Source organism: Arthrospira sp. PCC 8006 (assembly GCF_046480465.1).
GTDB classification, from domain to species: Bacteria; Cyanobacteriota; Cyanobacteriia; order Cyanobacteriales; family Microcoleaceae; genus Limnospira; species Limnospira platensis.
This window is the reverse complement of sequence record NZ_PKGG01000246.1, coordinates 1-6,933: the sequence shown is the minus strand read 5'-3', so window position 1 is coordinate 6,933 and position 6,933 is coordinate 1. Positions and strand designations below refer to the sequence as shown.

Here is a 6,933-nt window from a genome sequence, read left to right as displayed (position 1 = left end):
AAAAAACAAAAAGGTAGATGGACCTGGTGTGGACAATACTTTACCCCATCAGATTTAATTGAAGTAGACCACATTGTACCTAGAAGCCAAGGCGGAAAGGATGAATACAATAATCTCCAATTATTACATCGCCACTGTCACGATGATAAAACAGCTCTTGATGAAGAGATGATGCTGTACTCTTAACAAGGAGGCAGTCAAACTAGGAGCCGTGTGCTGGGAAACTCGCAAGCACGGTTTTGAATGGGAGGGGTAGACCGTGAGGTCTATCTCGACCCCTAATTCCTACCAGTATTTGTCTACCCTTGGCCAAAGATTGTAACCGAGAGGCCACATTAACCTGATCTCCGATCGCCGTATAATCAACATGATGGGGTGAGCCAATATTTCCGACCACCACCTCACCGGAACTAATACCAATTCCGGTATGAAAATTGTCTCGAATCCAATGATTAGGGATGTGTTGTAAGCGATTTTGCATTCCAATGGCGGCTTCTATGGCTCGTTGTTCACAATTAGTCAAACTAGCGGGAGCGCCAAACATACAAACGATCATATCTCCGACAAACTTATTGACAGTCCCCCCATGTTCAAAAATGACATTAACCATCTCTTCAAAATAAATATTCAAATATTCGACAATTTTTTCCGGTGGCAATTCTTCGCACTTGGTGGTAAAATCACGGATATCAGCAAATAAAATCACTAAATTTTTGCGGCAGTTTTTCAGCAAATTTTCATCTTTGGAGTTAATCACAGCCTGGACTAACTGAGGTGACATATATCTTTCCAAATTACTTTTAATCCGTTCTTCCTGCAATCGATATTCATGAAATCGGATATTTTCAATAGCATTAGCAGCCTGAGATGCGATCGCTGTCAATAATTTTAAATCACTAGCGTTATAGGAGACAGGTTTAGTGCTAAATAGCACAATAAAACCGATAATCCGGTTTTGATGTTTGAGAGGCGAAAACAAAAGAGCCGATATTTGGGAAGCCATGAACGCCAAGCGAAAATCATAGGCGAGATTATTGATAATTTCCGGCTGTAAAAAATCAAAAATAGCCTCGGAAATTTTCTCGGATAAGGGATAACTAAGTTGAGAACATTCCCCAGCAACTACAATCATTTCACACTGTTGATTTTGTTCATCATCCTGATGACAATTAATCACAAAACCCCCAGTAGCTCGAATAGCTTGCATAGCTTCTTGTAAAATCAGTAAAGCCAAAGATTTATGATCCAAAACCGCACTCAATTTTTCCGAAATTCGGTAAAGTAGATTAATTTCCTTATACCTTTCCAAGGTTTCATGAGCCAAAGTTTTGCGTTCCCATTCTCGATTAACTAAATAAGTCAGTAGAGAAGCCACTGTAGCGGCTTCTTTATCGCCTTCGACCCAACCAATAGATTGATTATGAAGTAAAATCGGATAAGTTTCTGTATGGAGTGCTTGAAGGTCACCCAATAGACAATTACCCTCGTGGTCAAAAATAGAAATTGAGCCACTATTTAACTTAATAATTTCATCGATAATTGAGGCAATCTCAGGAAAACGCAAAATTTGTTTAAGTTTAATCTTCATGGTTGCCACAGGAGTCTTCTAACAAAAATAGAAATATATTAGCTAGTTCTTTTTCAAACTTCAAACTACTAACCAAATTATACTTTTTGGAAAATTCAGCATTAGCAATCACCAAATCTGGTTTTATGGCTCGAATTTGAGGTAAAAACTCTTCCTGTGTTTGAGTCTGAGATACAATATAACCTTGAGTTTTTAGGACTTCATTTAAAATCTCAAGGGTGGAAATATCGCGATCGACAATTAACACCCGTTTAGGAGACTCTCCACGAGCAAACAAAGATTTAACTTCTTGTAATAAAGTTTCTTGAGCCACTGGCTTAGTTAGGTATTTATCAACCCCTACCTGATAGCCACGACTAACTGAGTCATCAGCGGAGACAACCAAAATAGGAATATGCTGAGTTTCCGGGTCATGTTTTAAAATAGCCGCCACATCAAAACCATTAATCTCCGGCATAATAATATCAAGAATTACTAAATCTGGTGGATTTTGTTTAATTTGACTAATGGCTTCTCGACCATCTTTCGCCAAGCGGACATTATAGCCTTCCGCATCTAATTCTTGACGCAATAACTCTCTAATACTTGGGTCATCATCCACGATTAAAATAGTCTTTTTATGTTCTCCTATGGACTGATTATCCTGATGTTTTTCATTAGTTAGGTGATTAATTAAAGATTGCAAATCAAGAGTTTTAACAGCGTTTTGGATATCTTGGTCATCAGGTAAAGGCAAGGTAAAATAGAAGGTACTACCCACTCCCACCTGACTTTCTACCCAAATCGACCCGCCGTGATGCTGGATAATTTCTTGGCAAATTGGCAAGCCTAAACCAGTTCCTTGCGGTTTATTAGTTAGGGTATTACCTACCTGTTTAAACTTCTCGAAAACCTGTTCTCTATCAGCAGCATCAATACCACAACCTGTGTCTTTTACGGACACTTTAATCGCGGACTTGACCGCCATTAATTTTAATGTTACATTGCCTGCTTCTGTGAATTTTACAGCATTAGAAATTAAGTTAATAAAAACCTGCATTAATTTATCATTGTCTCCCATAATATCGGGGAGATTGTCCGGCATATTTACAATTAATTTAATTGGCTTGTTATTAAATAAAGAAGTAGTGGCAGATATGGCTCGTTCTACTACGGTTTTGATAGATAAGGGTTCTATATGCCATTCGGTCTTACCAGCTTCCATTTTGGCAATATCAAGCACATCATTAATTAGATTGGTTAATCGTATGCCTTCTGAAACAATAATATCTACATTACTAGCGACTTGATTAACGGCTCTATTGATTTTTGTGTCATCAGTTTTAATGAAGGGTAAAATCACATCATCCAGTTTTTTCTGAATCAATTTAGCAAACCCCAAAACAGAGGTTAAAGGTGTTCTTAATTCGTGGGATACGGTGGAGATAAAATCAGTTTTCATCCGATCTATTTCTTTTTCAGCGGTAATATCCCTAAATAATACCACTGAACCAATATATATTAATTCTTCTGAACCTGATGGGGAAGATACCTGTTTAAGTACACCCTTAGCGACGGCTTGACCAATGCGATCGCCTTCTAATTTGACTTCCCCTTGGAAAGCATCCAGAGGTTGAGCCTTAGACTGCAAAAGCAAATTCAGCACATCCCCACTAAAGGCTTCGCTGCACAATTTACCCCGTATATCTAAATCTCCCAAAGCAAACAAATTAGCCAAAGCCGGATTAGTGCGAGTAATTTTACCTTCAGCATCAGTAACTAACAATCCATCAGCAATGTGGTCAATAATTGAAGTCAGATTAGCCAAAGTTTCCTGAAGTTCAACGGTAGCCATTTTCACCCTCTCTTCTAAATATTTATTAGCATCAGATAACTGTTGATTAAACTCTTTAATGTCAGTAATCATCTGATTAAAAGTCCGAGCCAAAATCCCAATTTCGTCTTGAGTTAAAACGGGTGCTTGACAGTCAAAATTGCCATCAGAAACTTTTAACGCAGTCTCAGTAATCGCCAGAATAGGCTGGGTAATTTTCCTGGTTAACAGATAGACAGCAATCAACAGTAAACTGATGGAAGTCAACCCTAGTAACAAGATATCTTTAGCAAGTCGATTAGCGGGAGCAAAGGCTTCTTTTTGTTCCATTTCGGCAATCAAAGCCAAATTTTGCTCTTCCAACCAGGTATATACCCCAATCACGGGAATACCATCATAATTGCGATAAATACCCTCTCCGGTTTCTCCCCGCAAAGCTGCATCAATTCCGGGACTGCTAACAGCTTGGATCAGTTTTTCTTCTCCGATTTGGTGACTAGAAATCAAAGCGCTTTGGCTTTCTAAACGACCGACTAAATAAGTTTCGCCACTGTTTCCCAAACCCGCCCTTTTTCGGATAATTTCATCGATACTATTCAGGTTTAAATCTATGGCAATGACAGCTATACGTTGATTTTCTGGGGTTAAATTAATATTGTTGGTTGATTGCACTAATTGTTGGAGGGTGGCGCGATCGGGTTGTCCAGTTACTGGCAGTCCATAGGCATTTTGAGCGTCTTGGATGGCTGTTTCGGTTTCCACGCCCCATATATTGTCAATGGAACCATTATAAAAGCCTCCGTTAGCCAACAGGGTTTGAATAGCAATGATATTATCTGACTCTGGTATATCGAGGGTGGCGCTAGTGGAAGACCTAGGACTAAAAACCGGGGCGGCTAGGGTGATCATGGGTCGCCCAGTTTTGGTGGAGGTGTAAAAATTAGGACGGACTCGATCGCCTGACTCTATGCTTTCAAAATAGGTAGTAGTATTGCCTAGCGGTTGATAGTTTCCGATAGTCGTGGGGTCAGTAGAATAAATGATAATTCCGGCGGTGGTCAGTAGAGAAATGCGATCAATTTCGGGCTTGAGGGCGAGGATTTGAGTTAATTCTTGGTTGATTATCTCTTGAGCTTGGGATTTTTGGGTTTCTGTGGCGTTGGGGTCTACCAGAATTGCGGCTTGAGTCCTGACGGTTAAGTTACTAGCGGTGGCTAGGGTTTCTCGCCGTTGAGTTTCTGCCCATTTGTTGACCTGATGGGCTTTGAGGGAAGTAGCTACCTGCAATCTCTCAAAAACTGATTGTTGCAGGGACTCCCGCGCGCGAATGTTAACAGTAAAGCTAACCAGGCCAACGGTGACACCGGACAGTAGGAAAAAGTAACCCACCAATTTTGACAGTAGGCTTTGATTGAGGAGTTTCATCTGTTTACCTCTCGCTATAACCTGATTTGGGTTAGCATGGTGGGCTGTGGACTATTATTGCTCCCACTTGGTGAAAATCGCCTCAATTTCAGCGATCGCCCGATCCGCTGCCTGTTCTGGTGAGATACCATCAGCTACAATAGCACGGATAACCTGACCCCAAATATTATCCGATAGCACTTGAGAATAAGCCGGATTAAATGATTGTGCAAATGGCCTAGCTTGCTGATATTGCTGAACAGACGCTGAAATATGCGGATCTTCGGGATTTGTCCAAAATGGATCTTCTAATAGTTTTGGCATTACCGGAAAATAGCGTCCTTGGGCACCCTGAAGATAGGAACCTAAGTTCTCTGGTTGAATTAGGTAAGATAGTAGACTTTTGGCTTGTTCGTGATTGGGGGACTCTTTAAATATAACAACCATTTTGACACTGGAAACGGAATTAAGGCGATCGCCATTTAGTGTGTTGGGCCAGTCTATGGTGACTAAATCTTGAAAATAGGTCTGGGTATCCTGACGCTGGGAACCGGGAATTGATAGGGATGGATTAGCGGTTAAAATTGAATTTCGACTCAGGAAAGAGATGTTATTATCAGGATTTGCCCAGTCGATGGCACTAGGGGGAACATAGCCATCTTTATAAAGGTTGGTGTATTCGGTCAGGGCGTTAATCAAGCCTTGACGCACCCGGGGTTCCCTAACTTGCAGTTTTCCTGTGGGGCTAATTAATTGTACATTGTGGGCTGTTAAAAATTGCTCAAAGGTGAAGTAGGTATCACTGGCGGCGGGGGACATGGGGAAACCAAAGGCATAGATATTTTGCTGACCCTGGGAACGTAATTCGTCTTGAATGTCTTTCCAAAATTGCCAAAATCCCTCCCAGTCTTGAGGAATGCGATCGCTACTAAATCCCGCTTGTGCTACTAGGGGTTTCCAGTAGTGAATATGAATAGTTTGCTGGCTGAGGGGGGCTGCATATTTTCCGGTTTGTCCGGTTTCGGCGTTTTTGTATGCTACCGATTCTAGGGCTTGCGGATCGTAAATGCTTCGCAGAGGATTAATTATATCGGATAGATCAACCAGTTGATTATCCCACGCTAAACTAGGTATTAAGGTTTCGACTTTGCCCGTGCTAAACAACAGGTCGGGAAGATTAACTGCAGCGATCGCATTCTGGGTTTCTGTCAGCATATCTCCATCACTGTAGAACGTCAATTCTACCCGATTTCCGGTCTCATTTTCCCACTCCCTCACTAATCTCTGGATTTCTTGAGTTTCTTCTGGATAAAACCCCTGTTGCCACCAAACCCTAAATGTCCTATCCCTAGCACCAGACCCCACAGAGGATGGGGAGGTGTTACAGGTCACTACCCCTAATGATAATAAGAATAGGAGACCATACTTAATAAATTCTTGGCGTGTTTGCATGGTAAAATACTACCTACAACTATTGTGGAAACTTATCTCATAACTGTATCCAATTTTACCACATTGTCTATTAATATTATGAACATTTTATCAGTTTACTGGGGACATCATCACCGTGGCTGCTGGAAAAGATTATGGCAAATTCTTGATTATTTAGCCAATCAAGGTCATCATATTTGGCTANTAGTAAGTCAAGAAAATCCGACAGTTACTTCCCCTAATGTCCAGGTGATTTTGATTAATTTTCCTCTGCCATTCCTCGATTTGTCGGAAATATACTTTGGTCTGGTATCTCCCTTAACTGCTATTTTGATTAATTTGGTAKTTCCCATAGATGTGTTATTGGCATTCGATGRTCATAATGCCGGATTATTAAGTTTGAGTCGAGCGCTATTTAAAAAAACTAGACTGATTTTGTGTGTCCGTCGCCATTTTATTTTTAATAATGATTTGGGAGATGACCCCTGGTGGTTATCAGCTTTCAAAAAAAAGGCTGATATCTGGTCTCATAGTTTTTGTGATTTGACGATTTATAATTGCCTGGAAACAGCCAACCAAATCGAAAAATTATATAGCAAACCACCACATTTAGTTAAGGTGGTTCTTAATAATGTTCCATTTAAAAACATTGATTTAGAAGTGCGTCACAAATTGCATCAACAACTAGGCATTAAGG

The 6,933-nt window shown here is 40.5% G+C and carries 5 protein-coding genes; 2 read left to right on the top strand and 3 right to left on the bottom strand.

Going from position 1 to position 6,933, the window contains the following annotated elements; all coding sequences use genetic code 11:
* On the top strand, positions 1-186 hold a 186-nt coding region (locus B9T16_RS23770; protein ID WP_410245930.1), incomplete at its 5' end, for an HNH endonuclease.
* A gap of 16 nt (positions 187-202) precedes the next feature.
* Here B9T16_RS23770 and B9T16_RS23765 read toward each other — a convergent pair.
* From B9T16_RS23765 to B9T16_RS23755, 3 genes are read right to left on the bottom strand one after another with little or no spacing between them, the layout of a single operon-like run.
* Entirely contained in the window at positions 203-1,588 is a 1,386-nt protein-coding gene (locus B9T16_RS23765) for an adenylate/guanylate cyclase domain-containing protein (protein WP_410245929.1), read from the bottom strand.
* On the bottom strand, positions 1,578-4,826 hold the full coding sequence (locus B9T16_RS23760) for a response regulator (RefSeq protein WP_410245928.1): 3,249 nt from the start codon (positions 4,824-4,826) through the stop codon (positions 1,578-1,580). Before B9T16_RS23760 ends, B9T16_RS23765 begins: the two co-directional genes overlap by 11 nt.
* Before the next feature lie 54 nt (positions 4,827-4,880).
* Positions 4,881-6,257 (bottom strand): ABC transporter substrate-binding protein, encoded by a 1,377-nt coding sequence (locus tag B9T16_RS23755; protein ID WP_410245927.1) that lies wholly within the window; start codon positions 6,255-6,257, stop codon positions 4,881-4,883.
* Positions 6,258-6,335: 78 nt separating this feature from the next.
* Here B9T16_RS23755 and B9T16_RS23750 point away from each other — a divergent pair.
* Positions 6,336-6,933 (top strand): glycosyltransferase family 4 protein (locus tag B9T16_RS23750; RefSeq protein ID WP_410245926.1); only part of this gene is annotated, 598 nt, incomplete at its 3' end.